Annotated in this window: 21 protein-coding genes and 1 tRNA gene; 11 read left to right on the forward strand and 11 right to left on the reverse strand. The window is 53.9% G+C overall.

Annotated elements, in window-relative coordinates; translation table 11 throughout:
• Nucleotides 1-42: 42 nt before the first annotated feature.
• From QMN38_RS22410 to ureG, 7 genes are read left to right on the forward strand one after another with little or no spacing between them, the layout of a single operon-like run.
• Complete coding sequence (locus QMN38_RS22410) at nt 43-867, forward strand: urease accessory protein UreD (protein ID WP_323606093.1); 825 nt, start codon at nt 43-45, stop codon at nt 865-867.
• Nucleotides 868-877: 10 nt separating this feature from the next.
• Nucleotides 878-1180, forward strand: a complete 303-nt coding sequence (locus QMN38_RS22415; protein ID WP_137382538.1) for an urease subunit gamma — start codon at nt 878-880, stop codon at nt 1178-1180.
• A gap of 9 nt (nt 1181-1189) precedes the next feature.
• Nucleotides 1190-1510, forward strand: coding sequence for an urease subunit beta (locus tag QMN38_RS22420; RefSeq protein ID WP_271441557.1), 321 nt, complete (start codon nt 1190-1192; stop codon nt 1508-1510).
• Entirely contained in the window at nt 1503-3206 is a 1704-nt protein-coding gene (ureC, locus tag QMN38_RS22425) for an urease subunit alpha (RefSeq protein ID WP_323606060.1), read from the forward strand. Before QMN38_RS22420 ends, ureC begins: the two co-directional genes overlap by 8 nt.
• 9 nt (nt 3207-3215) lie before the next feature.
• A complete protein-coding gene (ureE, locus tag QMN38_RS22430) occupies nt 3216-3674 on the forward strand; it encodes an urease accessory protein UreE (protein ID WP_271454322.1) in 459 nt (152 codons plus the stop codon).
• Nucleotides 3674-4345: an urease accessory protein UreF gene (locus tag QMN38_RS22435; protein ID WP_271449660.1), complete on the forward strand. Its 672-nt coding sequence runs from the start codon at nt 3674-3676 to the stop codon at nt 4343-4345. The genes ureE and QMN38_RS22435 overlap by 1 nt, the downstream gene beginning before the upstream one ends.
• A 9-nt stretch (nt 4346-4354) precedes the next feature.
• The gene (ureG, locus tag QMN38_RS22440; protein WP_271454311.1) at nt 4355-4972 is read left to right on the forward strand and encodes an urease accessory protein UreG; all 618 of its coding nucleotides are present in this window, start codon (nt 4355-4357) and stop codon (nt 4970-4972) included.
• 49 nt (nt 4973-5021) lie between these two features.
• Here the strand turns inward: ureG and tsaD are convergent, their stop codons facing one another.
• Nucleotides 5022-6035 (reverse strand): tRNA (adenosine(37)-N6)-threonylcarbamoyltransferase complex transferase subunit TsaD, encoded by a 1014-nt coding sequence (gene tsaD, locus QMN38_RS22445; RefSeq protein ID WP_038633989.1) that lies wholly within the window; start codon nt 6033-6035, stop codon nt 5022-5024.
• A gap of 236 nt (nt 6036-6271) precedes the next feature.
• On the opposite strand from tsaD, the gene rpsU reads away from it, so the two are divergent.
• The 3 genes from rpsU (at nt 6272) to rpoD (ending at nt 10677) form a co-directional block, all read left to right on the forward strand.
• Nucleotides 6272-6487, forward strand: a complete 216-nt coding sequence (rpsU, locus tag QMN38_RS22450) for a 30S ribosomal protein S21 (RefSeq protein ID WP_001144069.1) — start codon at nt 6272-6274, stop codon at nt 6485-6487.
• A gap of 237 nt (nt 6488-6724) precedes the next feature.
• Nucleotides 6725-8470 carry a DNA primase gene (dnaG, locus tag QMN38_RS22455; protein ID WP_271441552.1) on the forward strand — a complete coding sequence of 582 codons (1746 nt, stop codon included), beginning with the start codon at nt 6725-6727 and terminating at the stop codon, nt 8468-8470.
• Between the two features lie 359 nt (nt 8471-8829).
• Nucleotides 8830-10677: an RNA polymerase sigma factor RpoD gene (rpoD, locus tag QMN38_RS22460; protein WP_003024699.1), complete on the forward strand. Its 1848-nt coding sequence runs from the start codon at nt 8830-8832 to the stop codon at nt 10675-10677.
• 177 nt (nt 10678-10854) lie between these two features.
• On the opposite strand, the gene mug is transcribed toward rpoD, so the two are convergent.
• Nucleotides 10855-11361 (reverse strand): G/U mismatch-specific DNA glycosylase, encoded by a 507-nt coding sequence (mug, locus tag QMN38_RS22465; RefSeq protein WP_323606065.1) that lies wholly within the window; start codon nt 11359-11361, stop codon nt 10855-10857.
• Nucleotides 11362-11485: 124 nt separating this feature from the next.
• Between mug and QMN38_RS22470 the strand changes: the two genes are divergently transcribed.
• A tRNA-Ile gene (locus QMN38_RS22470) sits at nt 11486-11561 on the forward strand.
• A 127-nt stretch (nt 11562-11688) separates the two neighbouring features.
• Here QMN38_RS22470 and QMN38_RS22475 read toward each other — a convergent pair.
• The 9 genes from QMN38_RS22475 to QMN38_RS22515 form a co-directional block, all read right to left on the reverse strand.
• Nucleotides 11689-12654, reverse strand: a complete 966-nt coding sequence (locus tag QMN38_RS22475; RefSeq protein ID WP_323606067.1) for a LysR family transcriptional regulator — start codon at nt 12652-12654, stop codon at nt 11689-11691.
• A gap of 33 nt (nt 12655-12687) precedes the next feature.
• A complete protein-coding gene (locus tag QMN38_RS22480; RefSeq protein WP_271456688.1) occupies nt 12688-13602 on the reverse strand; it encodes an alpha/beta fold hydrolase in 915 nt (304 codons plus the stop codon).
• Between the two features lie 60 nt (nt 13603-13662).
• Entirely contained in the window at nt 13663-14289 is a 627-nt protein-coding gene (leuD, locus tag QMN38_RS22485) for a 3-isopropylmalate dehydratase small subunit (protein ID WP_271442463.1), read from the reverse strand.
• A 1-nt stretch (nt 14290) separates the two neighbouring features.
• Entirely contained in the window at nt 14291-15712 is a 1422-nt protein-coding gene (leuC, locus tag QMN38_RS22490) for a 3-isopropylmalate dehydratase large subunit (protein WP_323606071.1), read from the reverse strand.
• Between the two features lie 436 nt (nt 15713-16148).
• The gene (locus tag QMN38_RS22495) at nt 16149-16472 is read right to left on the reverse strand and encodes a DUF1889 family protein (protein WP_071887391.1); all 324 of its coding nucleotides are present in this window, start codon (nt 16470-16472) and stop codon (nt 16149-16151) included.
• Nucleotides 16473-16582: 110 nt separating this feature from the next.
• The gene (locus QMN38_RS22500; protein ID WP_323606072.1) at nt 16583-18397 is read right to left on the reverse strand and encodes a diol dehydratase reactivase subunit alpha; all 1815 of its coding nucleotides are present in this window, start codon (nt 18395-18397) and stop codon (nt 16583-16585) included.
• 10 nt (nt 18398-18407) lie between these two features.
• The gene (locus QMN38_RS22505) at nt 18408-18836 is read right to left on the reverse strand and encodes a diol dehydratase small subunit (RefSeq protein WP_202037706.1); all 429 of its coding nucleotides are present in this window, start codon (nt 18834-18836) and stop codon (nt 18408-18410) included.
• Between the two features lie 2 nt (nt 18837-18838).
• Nucleotides 18839-19423, reverse strand: a complete 585-nt coding sequence (locus QMN38_RS22510) for a propanediol/glycerol family dehydratase medium subunit (RefSeq protein WP_040230555.1) — start codon at nt 19421-19423, stop codon at nt 18839-18841.
• Nucleotides 19424-19434: 11 nt separating this feature from the next.
• On the reverse strand, nt 19435-21102 hold the full coding sequence (locus QMN38_RS22515; RefSeq protein WP_271442458.1) for a propanediol/glycerol family dehydratase large subunit: 1668 nt from the start codon (nt 21100-21102) through the stop codon (nt 19435-19437).
• Nucleotides 21103-21320 lie beyond the last annotated feature (218 nt).

Here is a 21320-nt window from a genome sequence, read left to right on the forward strand (position 1 = left end):
TTTTTTGTATGCAAATACCCTCATGCCGATAAGGGAAACGCTCTGGATACGGTTGCGCACGAGACACATACACGAGGCTGGCAGGCCGAACTGGATCTGCAGTTTACCCGCACCACACACAAAACGGTGCTTGCCTCGTCGCGTCATCACGGCCCGTTAACGGTCCAGCGCCCGTTTTACCCGGAAAACGACGTCTGTCATCTCTATTTACTTCATCCTCCCGGCGGCATTGTCGGCGGTGACGAGTTGCATATTTCCGTTTCACTCAGCGAACACAGCCATGCCTTAATAACCATGCCCGGTGCGGGCAAGTTCTATCGTAGCCGTGGACCGCAGGCCCAGCTACGCCAGCATTTTACCCTTGCCCCACACGCCACGCTGGAGTGGCTACCGCAGGACACAATCCTTTTTCCCGGCGCCAATGCCACTCTCCAGTCAGTCTTTCACCTGACACATGAAAGTCATCTGTTTGCCTGGGATCTCTTGTGTCTCGGACGACCGGTACTGCAGGAAACGTTCAGTCACGGCACGCTACAGAACCGTCTGGAAGTATGGCGGGACGGACAACCGCTCCTGATAGAACGCCTGAAGTTGCAGGGTGGAGACTTGAGCAGCATTGCTCAGCTTCCCTGGGTCGGCACGCTGCTGTGCTACCCGGCGAACGAAAATATGCTGGAAGGTGTACGCGAACGGCTCACACCATTGGGAAATTACGCCGGTGCCACGCTTAACGACGCGTTGCTTACGCTACGTTTTCTGGCAGATGACAACCTGGTCGTTCAGCGCGTGATGCGCGATATCTGGCAATTCCTACGCCCACTGCTTACGCAGAAATCTCCCGTACTCCCGCGAATCTGGCAAACCTAAGAGAACCCTTATGGAACTGACCCCCCGAGAAAAAGACAAGCTGTTGCTGTTTACCGCTGCGTTGGTGGCGGAGCGTCGCCTGGCCCGCGGGCTAAAGCTGAACTACCCGGAATCTGTGGCGCTGATTAGCGCTTTCATCATGGAAGGGGCGCGCGATGGCAAAACTGTTGCCTCGCTGATGGAAGACGGTCGCCACGTTCTCACCCGCGATCAAGTGATGGAAGGCGTTCCGGAGATGATCCCGGATATTCAGGTAGAAGCCACGTTTCCGGACGGTTCTAAACTGGTCACCGTCCATACCCCGATCGTTTAAGGAGCAGCAATGATCCCTGGTGAATATCAGATCTCAACGGGAACTATCGCGATCAATCCGGGCCGGACAACCCGCACGATCGTAGTGGAAAACCATGGCGACCGCCCCATCCAGGTGGGATCGCACTATCACTTTTACGAAGTCAATCCGGCGCTACATTTTAACCGTCAGTCCGCACGTGGTTTTCGCCTGAATATTGCTGCGGGTACCGCAGTACGTTTCGAACCCGGACAAAAACGGGAAGTCGAACTGGTGCGTGTGGCCGGTGCACAACGGATCGTGGGTTTTCGCGGTGAAGTTATGGGTGCACTGGAGGCAGACAATGAATGAACTGTCCCGGCAGGCTTACGTTGACATGTTTGGCCCGACAACCGGCGATAAAGTACGGCTGGCAGATACGGAACTGTGGATCGAAGTAGAAAAAGACTTCACCACCTACGGCGAAGAGGTCAAATTCGGCGGCGGAAAAGTGATCCGCGACGGTATGGGACAGGGTCAAATGCGCGCGCAAGCGTGTGTGGATCTGGTGATAACCAACGCGCTGATCGTCGATCACTGGGGGATCGTTAAAGCGGATATTGGCATCAAGAACGGCAGGATCTTCGCCATTGGTAAAGCAGGTAACCCGGACATTCAACCTGACGTCACGATCCCTGTCGGCGTTGGCACGGAAGCGATCGCCGGAGAAGGTAAGATCGTCACCGCCGGCGGTGTGGACACCCATATTCACTGGATCTGCCCGCAGCAGGCGCAAGAAGCACTGGTATCCGGCGTGACGACAATGATCGGCGGCGGCACGGGACCGGCAGCAGGAACCCATGCCACCACCTGTACGCCAGGTCCATGGTATATCGCCCGTATGCTCCAGGCGGCTGATGCGCTGCCGGTCAATATCGGTCTGTTGGGCAAGGGCAATGGATCGAATCCCGACACGTTACGCGAACAAGTCGCTGCGGGGGCAATTGGCCTGAAGATCCACGAAGACTGGGGTGCCACCCCGGCGGCTATCGACTGCGCACTGACCGTCGCCGATGAAATGGACATTCAGGTCGCGTTGCACAGCGACACGTTGAATGAGTCTGGCTTCGTCGAAGATACGCTGGCGGCAATTGGCGATCGCACTATTCATACCTTCCACACCGAAGGGGCGGGTGGTGGACATGCGCCGGACATCATCACCGCCTGCGCACACGCTAATATACTGCCCTCTTCTACCAACCCAACGCTGCCTTACACCGTCAACACCATCGACGAGCACCTCGATATGTTAATGGTCTGCCACCACCTCGACCCGGATATCGCCGAGGACGTGGCTTTTGCCGAATCGCGTATTCGTCGGGAAACAATCGCCGCCGAAGATGTGCTGCACGATATTGGCGCATTTTCCCTGACCTCATCTGATTCTCAGGCCATGGGGCGTGTGGGTGAAGTGATCCTGCGTACCTGGCAAGTGGCGCACCGCATGAAGGTCCAGCGCGGTCCGCTGGCGGAAGAAACCGGCGATAACGATAACCAACGCGTTAAACGCTATATCGCCAAATACACCATCAACCCGGCGCTGACCCACGGTATCGCCCACGAAGTTGGTTCCATTGAGCCTGGCAAACTGGCTGACCTGGTGCTGTGGTCACCGGCATTCTTTGGCGTAAAACCGGCAACGATCGTTAAGGGCGGGATGATTGCCTGCGCGCCGATGGGCGATATCAACGCCTCGATCCCGACCCCGCAGCCGGTGCATTACCGCATGATGTTTGGCGCGCTTGGCGCGGCGCGGCATCACAGTCGTCTGACATTTATCTCTCAGGCTGCTGATGCGCTAAGCCTCCCGCTACAGCTCAATCTGCAAAGTGCCATCGCTGTCGTTAAGGGGTGCCGGACGGTGAAAAAAGCCGACATGCTCCACAACAGCCTACAGCCCAATATCACCGTCGATGCCCAAACCTACGAGGTGCGTATTGATGGCGAACTTATCACCAGCGAACCGGCAGATGTGTTGCCGATGGCGCAACGCTATTTCCTGTTTTAAGGAGTGATGATGATCTACCTGACCCAACGCCTTAACCACGCCCATCCTGTCACTGCAAGCGTCACGCTACCCATTGATGTTCGGGTAAAAAGTCGCGCCAGAGTCGCGTTGAACGACGGCCGCGAAGCCGGGCTGATGCTACCGCGAGGCTTACTGTTGCGCGGTGGCGATCTGCTGACCAACGACGAAGGCAGCGAAGTCATCGAAGTCATCGCCGCGCCGGAGTCGGTTTCTGTCGTGCGCTGCGCCGATCCTTTCCTGCTCGCTAAAGCCTGTTATCACCTCGGCAACCGCCACGTTCCTCTGCAAATCCTGCCCACTGAATTGCGCTACCACCACGATCATGTGCTGGACGATATGCTGCGCCAATTCAACCTTGAGGTCACGTTCGCCCAATTGCCGTTTGAACCGGAAGCAGGCGCTTATGCCAGCGAGTCACACGGCCATCATCACGGTCATGCGCACTGATGCATAACACCCAACAGCTGCGCCTGATGCAACTCGCCAGCGGCAGTTTACCGGTCGGGGCGTTTACCTGGTCCCAGGGCCTGGAGTGGGCGGTCGAGATCGGCTGGGTGACAAACGTCGATGACTTCTCTGACTGGCAAATCCAGCAGATGGAACAGAACTTTTTTACCGTCGACCTGCCGCTACTGGCAAGACTTTATCGTGCCTGCGAACAGGACGATCTTACGGCGGCACATCGCTGGACGGCCTGGTTATTGGCCTGCCGGGAAACCCGCGAACTGCGGGATGAAGAACGCAGTCGGGGCGCCGCTTTTACGCGCCTGGTCACCGACTGGGAGCCCGATTGTTCCCCGCAATGGCGTGCGCTCTTTAGTGAAAGCCAGCTCTGCGGCATGGCCTGGCTGGGCGTACGCTGGAAAATCCCGCTGACAGAGCTGGCGTTAAGCTTCGGCTACAGCTGGATTGAAAGTGCGGTGATGGCCGGCGTCAAACTGGTTCCCTTTGGTCAGCAGGCGGCGCAGCGCTTGATTATCTCGCTTTGCGATCGCTATGCGCAGGGTCTGGCACAGGCACTGGCTTGCCCTGACATTGGTCTCGGCTCCTCTACGCCACTGGCCGCCATCGCCTCTGCCCGGCACGAAACGCAATATTCCCGACTATTCCGCTCCTGAGGAGAAAACATGAATACACACAAACATCCCCTGCGCGTGGGCGTAGGCGGCCCAGTAGGTTCCGGAAAAACCGCGCTATTGGAGGCATTATGCAAAGCCATGCGCAACACCTGGCAACTTGCCGTCGTGACCAACGATATCTACACCAAAGAAGATCAGCGCATTCTCACCGAGGCTGGCGCACTGGAGCCTGAACGGATTGTCGGCGTGGAAACCGGCGGCTGTCCACATACCGCAATCCGTGAAGATGCGTCAATGAACCTGGCGGCCGTAGAAGCACTGAGCGACAAATTCGGTAATCTGGATCTGATCTTCGTGGAAAGCGGCGGCGATAACCTGAGCGCCACCTTTAGTCCGGAACTGGCCGACCTGACGATCTACGTGATCGACGTTGCCGAGGGCGAAAAGATCCCGCGCAAAGGTGGGCCGGGGATCACAAAGTCTGATTTTCTGGTGATCAACAAAACCGATCTGGCGCCCTACGTCGGTGCCTCGCTGGAGGTTATGGAACGCGATACCCTGCGCATGCGCGGCGAGCGGCCATGGACGTTCAGCAACTTAAAATCCGGAGAGGGTCTGGAAACAATTATCGCGTTTCTGGAAGAGAAGGGAATGCTGCGGATGTAGCGTATTGCCCGGTGGCGCTACGCTTACCGGGCCTACGATTATTGTGTGCTTATGCTGCTGGTAATTCCGCCAGCGGCCAGCGTGGACGCACCGTCACGCCAAGATCGGCTGTCGCGCCCGCTTTAAAACGCACCATGCCGGCATAGGCGATCATTGCCCCGTTGTCGGTGCAAAATTCCGGACGCGCGTAGAACACTTCGCCACGGCGTTTTTGCATCATCTCGGCCAGTTTTGCACGCAGCGTACGGTTCGCACTGACGCCCCCCGCCATCACCAGACGTTTAAAACCGGTTTGATCCAGTGCGCGCTTGCACTTGATCATCAGCGTATCGACCACCGCATCTTCAAAGGCTCGGGCGATATCTGCGCGGGTCTGATCGTCATTTTCGTTATTACGAATGGTATTTGCAGCAAACGTTTTCAGACCAGAGAAGCTGAAATCCAGCCCTGGACGGTCGGTCATCGGGCGCGGGAAGACAAAACGCTTTTCGACGCCCTGTGATGCCAATTTTGACAGCATTGGACCGCCAGGATAATCCAGCCCCAGCAGCTTGGCTGTTTTATCGAATGCTTCACCTGCCGCATCATCAATCGATTCGCCCAGCAGTTCATACTGGCCAATTCCGGTGACGCTAATCAGCTGTGTATGACCGCCGGAGACCAGCAGCGCGACAAACGGGAATGCAGGCGGATTCTCTTCCAGCATTGGGGCTAACAGATGGCCTTCCATGTGGTGTACTGGAATTGCTGGAACGCCCCAGGCAAATGCCAGCGAACGCCCCACAGTTGCGCCGACCAACAGCGCACCAACCAGACCAGGACCTGCGGTATAGGCTACCGCGTCAATCTCTTTGGCCGTCAGTCCCGCCTCTTTCAGCGCGGCCTGGATCAGCGGTACGGTCTTACGCACATGATCGCGCGAAGCCAGTTCTGGCACCACGCCGCCGTAGTCAGCATGTAATTTCACCTGACTATACAATTGGTTGGCTAAAAGACCTTTTTCATCGTCGTAAATGGCGATGCCGGTTTCATCGCAGGATGTTTCAATGCCCAATACACGCATGACTTGTTTTACCTCGCTCTATTACCGCGCAGTGTAGGACCAATGCGGGTTGATGTAAAACTTTGTTCGCCCCAGGAGTTCCGCTCGTGTATACTCCTTGTCCTTATAAAAGTCCCTTTCAAAATCGCGTCGGTGCTTTACAAAGCAGCAGCAATTGCAGTAAAATTCCGCACCATTTTGAAATAAGCTGGCGTTGATGCCAGCGGCAAACCGAATTTATTAAAGGTGAGAGTTACATGCCGGTAATTAAAGTACGTGAAAACGAGCCGTTCGACGTAGCACTGCGTCGCTTCAAGCGTTCATGCGAAAAAGCAGGTGTTCTGGCGGAAGTTCGTCGTCGTGAGTTCTATGAAAAACCGACTACCGAACGTAAGCGCGCTAAAGCTTCTGCTGTGAAACGTCACGCGAAGAAACTGGCTCGCGAAAACGCACGCCGTACTCGTCTGTACTAATCCATTGAGAGCCAACGCTCTCAATTCAGACTGAGTTGTAGTTGTAAGGCCGTGCTTCCGGAAGGAATGCGCGGCTTATTTTCGTTTATACACGTCATCATTCAAGCTGCCTCAGTGTTGGCTGCAGTCGCTCACCCCAGTCACGTACTGCTGTACGCTCCTGAGGATTCGCTTCCTTGCCGCCTTGATGCATCCTGAATGATTTTGTGTATATGAGTCATCAAAAAACAGGGGCTTATGGCTGGACGAATTCCTCGCGTTTTTATCAATGACCTGCTGGCAAGAACCGACATCGTCGATCTCATCGACGCGCGGGTAAAGCTGAAAAAGCAGGGCAAAAATTATCACGCGTGCTGTCCGTTCCATAACGAAAAAACCCCCTCTTTCACCGTAAACGGTGAAAAACAGTTTTATCACTGCTTTGGGTGTGGTGCACACGGCAACGCCGTCGACTTTCTCATGAACTACGACAAGCTCGAGTTCGTGGAAACCGTCGAAGAACTGGCCGCAATGCACAACTTAGAAGTGCCCTATGAAGCAGGCAGTGGCCCCAGTCAGATAGAGCGCCATCAACGGCAAAGTCTTTATCAATTGATGGACGGCCTGAACACTTTTTATCAACAGTCTTTGATGCAACCCGCCGCTACCCCTGCGCGCCAGTACCTGGAAAAGCGAGGATTAAGTAGCGACGTTATCACCCGTTTTGCCATTGGTTTTGCGCCCCCTGGTTGGGACAACGTCCTGAAGCGGTTTGGCGGCAATCCCGAGAATCGCAAATCGCTGATCGACGCGGGAATGTTGGTCACCAACGATCAAGGACGCAGTTACGATCGCTTCCGCGAACGGGTGATGTTCCCCATTCGTGATAAACGTGGTCGGGTCATTGGTTTTGGTGGACGTGTGCTGGGCGATGCCCTGCCGAAGTACCTGAACTCCCCGGAAACCGATATTTTCCATAAAGGCCGTCAGTTGTATGGCCTTTATGAAGCCCAACAGGATAACGCCGATCCGCAGCGTCTGTTAGTGGTCGAAGGCTATATGGATGTGGTCGCCCTGGCACAGTACGGCATTAACTACGCCGTGGCATCCCTTGGGACGTCAACCACCGCCGATCACATTCAGCTGTTGTTCCGTGCAACGAACAACGTCATCTGCTGCTACGACGGCGACCGCGCCGGGCGCGACGCAGCATGGCGCGCGCTGGAAACCGCACTGCCTTATATGACAGACGGCCGCCAGCTACGTTTTATGTTTTTACCTGACGGCGAAGACCCCGATACGCTGGTGCGTAAAGAAGGGAAAGAGGCCTTTGAAGCCCGGATGGAGCAGGCGCTGCCGCTCTCCGCGTTTTTATTTAACAGCCTGTTACCGCAGGTCGATTTGAGTACCCCGGACGGACGCGCACAGCTCAGCACGCTGGCATTGCCGCTGATTACTCAGGTACCGGGCGAAACGTTGCGCATTTATCTGCGACAGGAGTTAGGGAACAAGCTCGGCATCCTGGATGACAGCCAGCTTGAACGTTTAATGCCAAAACTGGCAGAAAATGGGGCTTCCCGCCCTGTTCCACAGCTAAAACGTACGACCATGCGTATACTTATAGGGTTACTGGTGCAAAACCCGGATTTGGCCCCGCTGGTTCCGTCGTTAGGCGCTCTGGATCAAAATAAGCTACCTGGACTTGGCTTATTCAGAGAACTGGTCAACACTTGTCTGTCTCAGCCAGGTCTGACCACCGGACAACTTTTAGAGCACTATCGCGGTACAAATGATGCGGCGACCCTTGAAAAACTGTCGATGTGGGACGATATAGCAGATAAAGATATCGCAGAAAAAACCTTCACCGACTCACTCAACCATATGTTTGATTCGATGCTTGAACTGCGCCAGGAAGAGTTGATAGCTCGTGAGCGCACACACGGTTTAAGCAGCGAAGAACGCCGGGAGCTCTGGACGCTGAACCAGGAACTGGCCAAGAAATAAGAGAAAGACAAAACAAAGACAAAATCATTCGCGTTGTATCAAGGCAGCAAGTGAACGAACGCCTGGGAGTGTACATAAGTACATGACCAGGATGACAAATCCGCCGGGAGCGGATTTGAACGCTGCTTGCGGCGGCCCCGTAAGGGGCGAGGCTCAGGATGAGCCGAGTAACGAACGCAGCTAACGCAGAGACAACGTGAAAGATGAAGTATTTAACGGCTTAACTGCCGAATATCGATCGGGAAGCCCCCGACAGCCGCACGGAGAGGCAGCGGCAAAATATAAGTATGCCCTCGTTTTGCCGTTGGCGGTTTTACCGCCCAACACCAATCAAACGAATTAAGTGTGGATACCGTCTTATGGAGCAAAACCCGCAGTCACAGCTGAAGCTTCTTGTCCAACGTGGTAAGGAGCAAGGCTATCTGACCTATGCCGAGGTCAATGACCATCTGCCGGAAGATATCGTCGATTCAGATCAAATCGAAGACATCATCCAAATGATCAATGACATGGGTATTCAGGTGATGGAAGAAGCACCGGATGCCGATGATCTGCTGCTTGCTGAAACCTCCAACAGCACCGATGAAGACGCGGAAGAAGCGGCTGCCCAGGTTCTGTCCAGCGTTGAGTCCGAAATCGGCCGTACAACTGACCCGGTCCGCATGTACATGCGTGAAATGGGTACCGTTGAACTGTTAACCCGTGAAGGCGAAATTGACATCGCTAAGCGCATCGAAGACGGGATTAACCAGGTTCAATGCTCCGTTGCCGAATACCCGGAAGCCATCACCTATCTGCTTGAGCAATACGATCGCGTAGAAGCTGAAGAAGCACGTCTTTCCGATCTGATAACCGGCTTTGTCGATCCGAACGCAGAAGAAGACATGGCGCCAACCGCGACCCACGTCGGCTCTGAACTTTCTCAGGAAGAGATGGATGATGACGAAGACGAAGATGAAGAAGACGGCGACGACGACAGCAGCGACGACGACAACAGCATCGACCCTGAATTAGCGCGCGAGAAATTCGGTGAACTGCGTACTCAGTACGAAATCACCCGCGACACGATCAAAGCGAAAGGCCGCAGCCATGCAGCCGCGCAGGAAGAAATTCAGAAGCTGTCTGAAGTATTCAAGCAGTTCCGCCTGGTGCCAAAACAGTTCGACTACCTGGTCAACAGCATGCGCGTCATGATGGACCGCGTGCGTACTCAGGAACGTCTGATCATGAAGCTCTGCGTTGAGCAGTGCAAAATGCCGAAGAAGAACTTCATCACTCTGTTCACCGGCAACGAAACCAGCGAAACCTGGTTCAACGCGGCAATCGCGATGAACAAACCGTGGTCTGAAAAACTGCACGATGTGGCAGATGATGTTCACCGCGGCCTGCAGAAACTGCAGCAAATTGAAGAAGAAACCGGCCTGACCATCGAGCAGGTTAAAGACATCAACCGTCGTATGTCCATCGGTGAAGCGAAAGCCCGCCGTGCGAAAAAAGAGATGGTTGAAGCAAACTTACGTCTGGTTATCTCCATCGCGAAGAAATACACCAACCGTGGTCTGCAGTTCCTGGATCTGATTCAGGAAGGCAACATCGGTCTGATGAAAGCGGTTGATAAGTTTGAATACCGTCGTGGTTACAAGTTCTCCACCTATGCAACCTGGTGGATCCGTCAGGCGATCACCCGTTCGATCGCGGATCAGGCGCGTACCATCCGTATCCCGGTACATATGATTGAGACCATCAACAAGCTCAACCGTATCTCCCGCCAGATGCTGCAAGAGATGGGTCGCGAACCAACGCCGGAAGAACTGGCTGAACGTATGCTGATGCCGGAAGACAAGATCCGTAAAGTGCTGAAGATCGCGAAAGAGCCTATCTCCATGGAAACGCCGATCGGCGACGATGAAGATTCGCATCTGGGTGATTTCATCGAGGATACCACCCTCGAGCTGCCGCTGGACTCTGCCACCACCGAGAGCCTGCGTGCTGCAACGCACGACGTTCTGGCTGGGCTTACAGCGCGTGAAGCGAAAGTTCTGCGTATGCGTTTCGGTATCGATATGAACACCGACCACACGCTGGAAGAAGTCGGTAAACAGTTCGACGTTACCCGCGAACGTATCCGTCAGATCGAAGCGAAGGCGTTGCGTAAACTGCGTCACCCGAGCCGTTCTGAAGTACTGCGCAGCTTCCTCGACGATTAATCTCAAGGTTTAAAACGTGAAAAAGCTCCCTCATGGGAGCTTTTTTTTCGCCTGTCAATCTAAGCATTCCCGGCGGCGCTACGCTTGGCCGGGCTACCCGTAGGCCGGATAAGGCGTTTACGCCGCCATCCGGCAATTTGCGCGGGTTCTTCCGGATGGCAGCTTCACTTATCCACCCTACAAGCCGCGCGCCTTTAACGCCACATCCACTTCCCGATACGCCTCCACTAACTTATCCAGCGTAATACGGCTTAACCCACTGGGGTTCGGCAATACCCAAATCTGCGTCGCACCAATCGTCAGTGTCTGTTTCCCCCACTGCGCGCCACGTTGACTGAACCCCTGCTCAAATGCCTGTTTCCCGAGGATTGCGAGCGCTGCGGGTTGGAACTCTTCTATCTTCTCAATGAGCTTACGGCCACCGCTACGCATCTCCTGTAGCTTTACCTCATTGGCTTGCACCGTTGGCCTGTCGACGAATTTGGTGACGCCACAGCGGAAATCCAGTAGGTGTTGCGCCTCTTCCGGCTTTAGCTGGCGTTCAGTAAATCCCGCCTGATGGATAACCTTCCAGAAGCGGTTAGCCGGATGCGCGAATGGGAAGCCGGTTCCCGCAGAAGACAGCCCCGGATTGATGCCGCAAAAAACCACCCGCAGCCCCGGCGCCAGTATGTCCTTAACCATATTCACTCCACACAATACATCAGGGAACAAGTATAACGGACTGAAAATACATTGTTTATAAAAACAGCATCCGTACGCTTATGTCTGGATTGCAACGCGGAGTTACTTTATAATCCACCGCCACGGCCCCTTAGCTCAGTGGTTAGAGCAGGCGACTCATAATCGCTTGGTCGCTGGTTCAAGTCCAGCAGGGGCCACCAAATTTCAAGGACTTGCGAGAAATCGCAGGTCCTTTTTAGTACCGATTATGCCTCCCATAAGTTACCCCCAGTGTTTATGCATTTCAGCTAATGCCATCTGGCCGATATTAACCTTCCCCTCAACTGCTCACAACACGTCCGGTGCTTTGCCGCCTGGCAAGCATTGCGCAAGATGTTCAGTGAGGAAATCGATGCAGGTTTTGATACGATCAGAGCTTGATGAACGCCGGGTATATACAGCCCAGATATTCGCTTCCTGATACCACTGGGGCAACACGTGAACCAGTTCACCGCGTTCAAGATACTGCGCAACATCCCATTCCGACCGCAATGTAATGCCATGACCTTTCAGTGCCCAAATGAGCACCACGCTGCCACTGTTGGAAGAATGAAAACCGTTTAGCCGGCAATGTGTCTGCTGCCCGCCATCCGTTAATATCCAGTTGCCAAATGCCGAGTTTTTTTCCTGAATCATCAGGCAATCATGTTGCACAAGCGCACTCACAGACTCCGGGTTACCGTGGCGTTCGAGATACTCAGGGGAAGCACAAAGGATCCGGCGATTAGTGGCCAACTGCCGTGCGATATACAATTCATTGATGTCATCCCCAACACGAATCTCAATATCGACGCCCTCCTCCACAAGATCCACTTCACGATCCGTTAGCGTGAGTTTTACCGTGATATCAGGGTAGGCGATCATAAATGACGACAGCGCCTCTGCGACATATTTATGCCCAAAACCAAATGAGCAGTTGAGGGTGATATTACCTGCCAGCACGCCACGTTGATTATCCAGACGACTGACAAAGCCATCCATTTCACTGACGACCTGCATCGCCCCATCCAGCGCATTTTCGCCTTCCGGTGTGAGACGCATCACTCTGTTATTACGGAAAAAAAGCCGGACGTTGAGGCATTTTTCAAGGATAGCGATGCGTTTGCTGATATAGGAGGGGGATAGCCCCAGCTCCAGCGCAGCCCGGGCAAATCCACCGTTGCGGGCAACGGTGACAAAAACGAAAAGATCTTCAACAGAAGGCCAGCCCTCAAGGGGCTGGCGATGCTTTTTACCTACAGGCGTCGTTTTCATAACATCGCAGCGAGATGACGGAAAATGACAATGTTATAACACCGATCGCAAAAATGACTGCAGTTTCTGCATGAAGATCTCTGGGATCTCCTCTTGCGGAGAATGCCCGCAAGGCAATGCTTCTCCCTGCACGCGCATCGCTTTTTCTCTCCAGGTGTCCACCACATCATACAACTGCCCTACCGTACCCTGAGCCCCCCATAGCAACAGTAGCGGACACTCAATACGCGCAGACGCATCCACAGCATCGTCTTCAAGATCAATCGATGCCGCGGCACGATAATCTTCGCAGACCGCATGGATCATCTCTGGATTTTGGTAACAGCGCAGGTATTCATTGAACGCATCTTCTGATGTCGCCCCCGCAGTTTTCAACTGACCTGCAATATGCTTACGCAGAAAAAATGCCGGATCGTGCGCGATCATTGTTTCCGGTAATGGAAAAGGTTGGATCAGGAAAAACCACCAAAAATAGCGCGTGGCAAACGCCTTATTGGTTAATGCGTACATTGTAGCTGTCGGGGCTATGTCGATGAACGTGCAACACGTCACACTGTCAGGATAATCAAGGGCCAGCCGATGTCCAACCCGTCCTCCACGATCATGCCCGACAAAAGCGAACCGCGGATAACCCAGAATCTCCATCAGCATGACAATATCCTGCGCCATCATACGCTTTGAATAAGTACGATGCGCCGGATCACTCACTGGTTTGTCGCTGTCTCCATAGCCCCGCAAATCCGGCAAAATCACCGTGTGGCTTTTCGCCAATTCCGGCGCGACTTTACGCCATGTGATGTGGTTCTGCGGATGGCCATGTAAGAGCACCAACGGTGAACCGTTTCCTCCGATGGCGACCCGGATGGTTAAACCATTTGGCAGCCGTACATCCTTTAATGCAAACCCAGGAATGAACGGAGAAGCGCCGCATTCAATAACTGTACTCATCACTGTCTCCTGCGTTCTTTGCTTGCCCGACTTTGCCCCGTCTCATCGCCATCTCTTTTCTTAGCCACGTGCGGATACCGGACGCTTTAACCATGGGCGACGCGCGTAATGCTGCGTCTCAAAATTTTCAATCTCTGGCAGATATTGCAGCGTCCAGGTAATCGCATCTTCGCCAGCGGCCAACATCTCTCGTTTGAGTTCACTAATAACAAAAGGAAGTGTTTCATCTGCTGTCACAATCTCGCAGCGTTCAAGAGAAACCGTAATCAGATTGCTGTCAGCCTTCGTGGCCAACTGTGCCAGACGAGCCAGAGACGCGTCATCCAAAGAGATTGTCAGGATCCCGTTGCGCTGGCAGTTGTCATCAAAAATCCCGGCGAAAGTGGAACCTAACAGCGCCCGGATGCCCAACTGTTTTAATCCCCAAACGGCATGTTCGCGGCTCGATCCGCAGCCAAAGTTGGGGCCGACCAGCAAAAATGTCGCGTCCTGCCAGCCAGGCATATTGAGAATAAAATCAGGATTAGGCTGACCATTGCCCAGGAAACGACGATCGAAAAACACCCCTTTATTCAACCCCTGACGATCGATCCCTTTCAGGAACTGTTTCGGCATAATCACATCGGTGTCGATGTTCGGTTCCAGCATTGGCGCAATTCGCCCGCTAATTTGCTTAAACGTATCCATCTCATTCCCCCGCCTGAAGTAATGTCCGAACATCGACCAGATGCCCTGCTACCGCTGCTGCCGCGACCATCGCCGGGCTCATTAAATGCGTTCTTGCCCCTGCGCCCTGTCGCCCAGGGAAATTACGGTTCGTACCCGATGCGCAGCGATCGCCTGTTGCCAGCACGTCCTCGTTCATCGCAAGGCACATTGAGCAACCCGACTGACGCCATTCAAAACCAGCGTCAATGAAGATTTTCGCCAGCCCCTCTTCTTCCGCCTGACACCGGACCTGCGTTGAACCGGGCACAATAATCCCGCGCACATGGCTGGCAATTTTGCGTCCTGCCACGACTTTCGCGACGGCCCGCAGATCTTCAATGCGGCCATTCGTGCATGAGCCAATAAAAGCGTGCGAAATACGAATGTCACTCACCGGCGTACCGGGCAGCAGATCCATATACTGGAGAGCTTTCTCAAGCGCGAGACGTTTAAGTGGATGCGTTTCATGTTCCGGGGATGGAACATAGCCGGTGATCGCACAGGTTTGATCCGGGCTGATCCCCCAGGTCACTTTAGGCTCAAGATCGAGACAGTCGATCGTCACGGTCTTATCAAAAACCGCATCTGCATCACTACACAACTGCGACCACTCCTGCAATGCCAGTTGCCAGAGTTCACCTGCGGGCATTTGCGGCTTCCCGTAGATATAGTCAAAAACCTTTGCATCCGGCGCAATAATCGCACCGCGAGCCCCTGCCTCCACAGCCATATTGCAAAGCGTCATTCGCCCCTCAACACTCAGGGCACTGATTGTTTCACCGTCGAATTCGATGGCATATCCTGTCGCACCATCTGCGCCAGTACGTTCGAGTAATGCAAGAACGATATCTTTTGCAGAACAACCAAAAGGTAATTCACCCTTAACGCTGACACGCAAGGTTTTCAGCTTACGATACACCAGCGTCTGAGTAGCCAGCAGGTGTTCGATTTCCGACGTACCGATACCAAATCCCAGAGCGCCGAACGCACCGTAAGTGGTGGTATGGCTGTCGCCAGCCGCAATCACCATTCCGGGCATGACCAGCCCTTGCTCGTGGGCAACGACATGTTCTATCCCTTGTCGTGGGTCCAGCACATCAAATAACGTGATACCAAAATCAGCGGCATTTTCCCGAAAATAATCAACCTGTAACTGACCGCCGGGATCCGTCATCAGCATATCGCGCTGAGGTCGGGTGGGATTAACATGATCAACATTCAGCAGAAAGGCTTCCGGATGCCGCACCGGCCGTCCCTGTTCCCTTAACCCGCTAAATGCTTGTGGACTGGTATATTCATTGAGTATCGAACGATCGATATAAAGTAAAACATGCCCTTCGTTATCAAGTTCCCGAACGGTATGCGATTCAACTAATTTTTCATACAGCGTTTTAGCAGACATAGATATATTCCTGGGGTAACGAATGGCTGAATAATGAGAGATTCGTCATTGAGGCTTTTAGCTATAGTGACACATTCATAAAAAAACGATGATTCCAGTCGGGAAAGTATAAAAACACACTTCGTGTTGGTGAGCAGACGCCGCCCAGAGTAGGTTGCGCTGCGATCACAATGATTTCGCAGGCACCGCTGATCTGATTATGTTCATATTTTTATTTTGCCCAGAAAGACAAAACGAAATGGCGTATTTAATGAAATGGAGATCGTCAGAGGTGAACCAGATAATAAAAACGTGGTTATTCTTAAGATATAGAGTTAGCCACGCGTTTTAAACGCACCAGGTTGGCTATCGGGATTAATCAGAGTCGGGGCAGCGCTTTTGGACGCTGCCATCCCGAAGATGGAAACGTCCGTTAGCGTTTTATTCGATAGTCAGCTCACACGAGTTCTTTGAGCTGCTCCTGCATATAGGTCGAAAAATACTCTGGATTCTTGATAAGGATACGGTTACCGGAGGCAACTTTTTCTGCCCATCCGGCCACTTTTTTCGTGAACTCGGGATTCCATCCCTCCTGCTCACCCCGTGCCATCACAACTTCCGGACTCGCTGGCACACCTAAGTCATGCAAATACTTTAAGATTCCCTTAGCGGTACTTTCGTCCATTGAATGGGGTACTGACACTGAGGTGTTCATACCACCAATAAAATCCAATGCTTTCTCAATTGCTGTTGGCATGCTCTTATCCTTAAAATTAACCACGTGAGAGACACATTTATACTATGTACCCAACTCAGTCGGGATATCAAAGAGAACGTTGCCTTTATTTGATTTACCCCTCAGCTAAACGCTTGCGGCGGCTGTTTTCTGCGCTATTTTTTTGCTTCCCCGGCTAAAACCAGGCCAGTAGCCACCGCATTACGCGGCCCTTCGGTCCCCCGGATATTGCCCTGTCCCGCGACGACACCGTAATGCGCCAACGCGTCGGTGATCATCTGCGGAATTTCAAAATCCAGCGATGACCCCCCCACCAGCACGACAAAAGTGATATCACGGATGGAACCACCAGGTGACACCTGGCGCAATGCACGCAGGCAGTTGGTCACGAAGACCTTCTCCTTAGCTTGACGTCGCACCAGACGAATTTTTTCCAGCGAAGTCTGGTTATCCACGGGGATCAGCTCGCCGTCTTTCAGATACACCACTTTGGCAAACACCGACGGGCTGAGTGGTTCGCGGAAAAACTCCACCGCACCGTTCTCATGACGAATACTGAACAGGCTCTCTACTTTCGCCAGCGGGTATTTTTTTATTTCCTCGGCCAGAAACGGATCGCTCAGACCCAGTTCCGTCTGAATCAACAGGCTGACCATATTCCCCGCGCCGGCCAGATGTACCGCCTTTACTGCACCTTCGCTATTGATGATGGCTGCATCAGTGGAACCAGCGCCTAAATCGAGGATCGCCAGCGGCGCAGCACATCCAGGCGTCGTTAACGCGCCAGTCACGGCCATATTGGCCTCTACACCCCCCACTTCAACAGAGGTGTTTAATCGCGCGCTCAGCTCGCTGGCAATGACCTGCATTTGTAAACGATCGGATTTCACCATCGCCGCAATGCCGACAGCATTTTCCATCGAACACTCCCCGGCGATGCCGCCCTGCACCTTACGAGGAATAAACGTATCAACTGCCAGCAAATCCTGAATATGCACCGCGTTCATATCATGCCCGGACAGCGAAGCCATCACCTTACGCACGCGTTCCAGCATACCGCCTGCATGCGTTCCCGCTTCACCGCGAATGTCACATACAGGCGCACAGGCGCTCATCGCCTGCATAATAGCCTGCGCCCCTTGCGCCACGTCAGCCTCGCCGCCGCGCCTTTCTCCGCGGATAAAAATCTTACCCGCCGGGATCACCCTTGAGCGCACATCACCCTGCGGTGTTTTCAGCACCACGGCGGAGCGGTTACCAATCAGCGCCCTGGCAATAGGGACGATGGTTTGCGTTTCCTCCGGCGTCAGGGCAAAGAACGTGGCAATGCCGTAGGGGTTAGACAGCGCCCGAACAACCTGGCCCGCGGCCGCGACTTCGACCGCCGCCAACACCCCCTCCGGCACTTTTTCCAGCAACGTGACTTCATCAACCACCGGCATAGTTCGCTGCAGACGATTGTTCACCAGCACGCCATCATCTTTTTTCAGGATCGCCGCCACCACGTTCACGCCGCGATCCAACGCGTCGTTGATGAGCCAAACGGCTTCGAGGAAATCCATTTCCTCACCCACCAATGGGATCCAGCCCTGGGCAAACCGATCCTCGCTCAATGCCGCCAGCTTCTCCACTGCAATGGTGGTTCCCATTCCCACGCCAACGCCGCCGGGCGTTTGTGGGTTATGACCAATCATCGTCGATTCAGTAATGATGGTTTCGGTGATCGTTTCCATCGCCACATCACCAATGACCGGTGCGGCCTCATTGATACAGATTTTCGCCACATCTTTAAGCGACCATGGCGTTTTTTCCAGCGCCTGCTGCAGGGAAGCGACCACCCCGGCAATATTGTCCCGCGTTCCTTTCATGCCCGTGGTCGCGACAATCCCGCTGGCGATAAACCGGCCATGCTGCGCCAACGCCACTTCCGTGGTGGCATTGCCGATATCAATCCCTGCAATTAACGGCATATTCCCTCCGTCACTGGCTGCCTTTACGCAGCTTGTTTCTCTGCTGATACACCTCTGCCGACTCGCGCACAAATCCGGCGTTTACCGTCGCGTGCCAGGTATGTTCCAGCTCATCAGCGATCGCCTGTAGCTCCGCGAATGAAGAGCGAAACGGACGTAGTGCGTTGTAGATTTCCAGAATGCGGGTATCCGGGATGGCAATCAGTTCCGCCGCCCGACGGAAGTTGCGCGCCACGGCATGACGGTGCATCTGTTCGGCAATCTGCGCCTGATACTCCAGCGTTTGCTGGGAAATACGCACATCCTGCGGCCCTACATGTCCCGCCAGCACATTCTCAAGGGTGATATCGGTTAATGGTTTCCCGGTGGGGGTCAGGATTTTCTCCGGGCAGCGGGTAGCTAAAGGATAATCCTGCGCGGTCATGATGTTGTCGTTCATGGTCATTCCCTTACTAATGCAATATGCAGCGTGACAGGCGCAGCATCCTGCACCACATGCTTGGTTTCTTTAATGTGAAACAACGCGGCTTTGGCCATAAATTTGGGGCGCACCATCTGGTCATTGACCACCGGAACCGGCGAGGGCGACTCTTTGCGTGCATAGCGCGCAGCGTTCTTTCCAATCTGACGATACGTTTCCAGCGTCAGCAGCGGGGCCTGAGAGAAGAGTTCAAGGTTACTCAGGGGCAGCAAATCACGCTGATGGATAACCGTGGTTCCCTTTGACTGAATACCAATCCCGATGCCGGAGCCACTGAGGTTCGCCGCATCCCACGCCATAAAAGAGACATCCGAGGTGCGCAGAATTCTCACCACTCGCGCATGCAGTCCCTCTTCTTCAATCCCCGCCACCAACTCTTTCAGAATCGCGTTGTGCGGCATATCAATCAGGGTTTTATGCTGGTGCTTGCCAAAGGCCGGTCCGACGCCAATCACCACTTCGTCAGCGCGATCGTCTGCTTTTGCCGCCTCGCCTTCACTGACCTGCAAGGTAAAAACGGGCTTACGTTCAGTTGTGCATTCCACGGTGTACCGCCTTATTCAATCGAGCTGGGCTGAACCACGCCCGCAATATTTTTAATTTCCGCCCAGCGTTCGGCACTGATGCGATAGCCGGTGCCGGGTCCCTGATAATCATTGATGTCGTTCACGGCGCTGACCACGTCGAACTGGCGATCCAGAATGGCCGATGTTTGCAGGTAATCACCGGTCACACGCTGTCTCAACATATTGAGAATATTGCTGGCGATATCTTCGAATCCGCTACCGCTTAGCGCCCCGACGATATCCAGCCCGGTAATGTTGCGCTTCATCATCTCTTCCACTGCCGCCAGATCTTCCACCACATTGCGCGCAGGCATGTCTTTGCTGCCGTGAGCATAGGTGGCAGCCTCCACTTCCTCATCACTGATTGTCGGCAGCCCCAGTTCGCGGAATACCGCCTGAATAGCCCGCGCCGCTTTGTTACGGATGGCGATGGTTTCTTCTTCGGTTACCGGGCGCAGGCCACCGTCAACCATCAGGTCACGTTGCAGTATGTTGTAATCATCGAAGTCTTCAGCATCGAAGTTAGAACCGGCAAACATGTTGTCGTAGTTGGGGACGGCGCTATAGCCAGAGAAGATAAAGTCGGTGCCGGGCAGCATCTGCATCAGGGTGCGGGCGGTACGGCGAATATCGGAGTGTGAGAAGGTCTGGTCATTGGCCGAGGCCACTTCAAGGTCGAGCATCGACGCAATCAGGTTTTCCGCCAGCACCGCGCGAATACCCGACGGCACTGCACCCGTCATCCCGATACAACTGACCGCCCCGTTTTGCAGCCCCTGCACACCCGCGCCCTTGGTAATGAAAATGCAGCGGGATTCCAGGTACAACATCGATTTACTCTCGGAATAGCCCATCAAGGCTTCCGAACCGGTACCGGAGGTATAGCGCATCTTCAGCCCGCGGGACGCATAGGCCGAGGCGAGAAACGCTTTTGACCACGGCGTATCGTCGCCGTCAGTGAATACCGATTCCGTTCCGTAGACCGACACCGTTTCGGCGTAGCTGGTTAACCCGCGCATTCCCAGCTCCAGCTCAGTAGCCTCTTCAACGGAACATTGTGTCAGCACGCCAGGACGACCGCACTGAGAACCGACCAACAGCGCCAGGGCGTTAAACGGCGCATAGCGGGCAATCCCGACCGTCGTTTCCTGTTCTGAAAAACCACGAATCCCCGCTTCAGCGGCATCGGCGGCAATCTGCACCGGATTATCTTTCAGGTTGGTCACGTGACACTGGTTGGAGGGCGTGCGTCGGGCGCGCATTTTTTGCAGCGCCATCATCATCTCTACCACGTTCATTTTCGCCATCACCTCCACTGCTTTCGCCGGGGTGATAGCGGTGGTAATGGCAATGATCTCTTCGCGACTGACGTGGATATCTACCAGCATTCTGGCGATCGCCAAAGCGTCGAGCTGCATGGCGCGCTCGGTTTCAGCCACGTTTATCGCGTAGTCGGCAATAAAGCGGTCAATCATGTCGAACTGTGCGCGGCTCTTGCCGTCCAGTTCAACAATACGACCCTTCTCCACCTTCACAGAAGAGGCCGGATCGTAGGGACTTTCCATGGCGATCAGCCCTTCTTCCGGCCATTCGCCAATAAGCCCATCCTGATTTACAGGACGCTTTGCAAGGACTTCGAATCGTTTTGATCTTCTCATAGTTTATGGACTCAAAAGATAAAGAATAGGGACGCCAGGCTGTATCGCTGGTGCTCTATCACCCCAGCAATCGCCTTTATCAGCAATAGCCGAACTTTAAATGAGCAGGCCGATAAAAAAATAAAATTAATTGCGTTCCAATTTGATACATATTTAAATGTCAGCGTTTCATATTGAAACGGTCCACGGGAATATCCACGAAGAATTGTGACGCGCTT

Origin of the sequence: Citrobacter sp. R-1.5.2 (assembly GCF_035064245.1) — a bacterium.
GTDB lineage: Bacteria > Pseudomonadota > Gammaproteobacteria > Enterobacterales > Enterobacteriaceae > Citrobacter.